The organism is Streptomyces sp. KR55 (assembly GCF_052245645.1).
GTDB lineage: Bacteria > Actinomycetota > Actinomycetes > Streptomycetales > Streptomycetaceae > Streptomyces > Streptomyces flavusporus.
Window position 1 is genome coordinate 1 of record NZ_JBQQCE010000921.1, and the last position, 1,255, is coordinate 1,255.

A 1,255-nucleotide genomic window follows, 5' to 3' on the forward strand; every position below is an offset into this window, starting at 1 on the left:
CGGTTAGGCGAAGGCCGCCAACGCCGCGGGGCCGTGCCGGAAGTCGGGGTCGACCTGGGCGGTGAGGTCGTGGCCGGTGGCGTCGTTGGCCCAGGCGGCGGCGTTGCGCAGGTGGAACTCGACTGCGTGCCGCTGGAAGGTCGCCCAGTCCTTGGGGCGGGCGTCCACCGCGGCGCGCAGCCGGTCCAGCGCACGGGCGTTGTGCGGCTCCAGCTCGCCGTGCCCGCGGCCCTGCTCCTGGGCTCGGACCCAGGCGGACTGCTCGCAGTGGGCGACCAGGTCGTCGCCGACGTGCAGCCGGAGGAAGTCGAGGTCGTCCTCGCCGGTGACCTTGTTGCCGACCACGCCGATCGGAATGCCGAACTCGGCGGCGTGGTCGCGGTACTGGCGGTAGACGGAGACGCTCTTGCGGGTCGGCTCCACCACCAGGAACGTCATGTCGAAGCGGGTGAACAGACCGGAGGCGAAGGCGTCGGCGCCGGCCGTCATGTCGACGACGACGTACTCGCCGGGGCCGTCCACCAGGTGGTTGAGGTAGAGCTCGACCGCGCCGAGCTTGGAGTGGTAGCAGGCGACGCCGAGATCGCTCTCGTCGAAGGCGCCGGTCACCATCACCGGGACCTCGCCCACCCGCTGCACGTGCCGGGCGTGGATCTCGTCGTCGCCCAGCAGCCGCAGCAGCCGTGAGCCGCGTCCCGCCGGGGTCGTCTTGACCATGGCGTCGCGGGAGACGATCCGCGGGTTGGTGCCGCGCAGGTAGTCCTTGATCTCGCCGGTGTGGGCGCTGAGCGGCGGGGCGGCGAACATCTCCTCCTCGTCGAGGCCGAGGGCGTACGCCAAGTGCTGGTTGATGTCGCCGTCGACGGCGACCACGGGCGCCCCCGAACGTGCCAGCCGGCGGGAGAAGAGGGCGGACAGAGTGGTCTTGCCACTGCCGCCCTTGCCGACGAACGCCACACGCATCGCTAACCGCTCCTATTGGAAATGGATGTCGTCTCCATAGGGTGGAGAGGTCAGGGTGGGGTGTCAAATCGACGGCGCCCAACTGGCCAGCGAAAGAGGCGAGTTGGGCGCCGTGCGGTCGCTGGGTCAGGGGAGTCGGAGCAGGTTGATCCGGTACTCCTCCACCTGCGGCAAGCGCTGGGCCTTGAGGCCGCTGAGCATCTCCTGATACGCCGCCGGCAGTTCGTCGTACATCGTGGTGGGGAGGCTGGTGAGTGTGTGGGAGGCGAGCAGCCGGGTCCCCGGTCGCCAG

At 70.2% G+C, this 1,255-nt stretch carries 1 protein-coding gene; it reads right to left on the reverse strand.

What is annotated here, in order from left to right; all coding sequences use genetic code 11:
• Window positions 1-3: 3 nt before the first annotated feature.
• Complete coding sequence (locus ACTWQJ_RS51520; RefSeq protein WP_443313223.1) at window positions 4-963, reverse strand: nucleotide-binding protein; 960 nt, start codon at window positions 961-963, stop codon at window positions 4-6.
• Window positions 964-1,255 lie beyond the last annotated feature (292 nt).

Bases quoted from the DNA above. Each gene is read 5' to 3' on its own strand.
- ACTWQJ_RS51520 (WP_443313223.1), bottom strand. From the start codon at position 963: ATGCGTGTGGCGTTCGTCGGCAAGGGCGGCAGTGGCAAGACCACTCTG.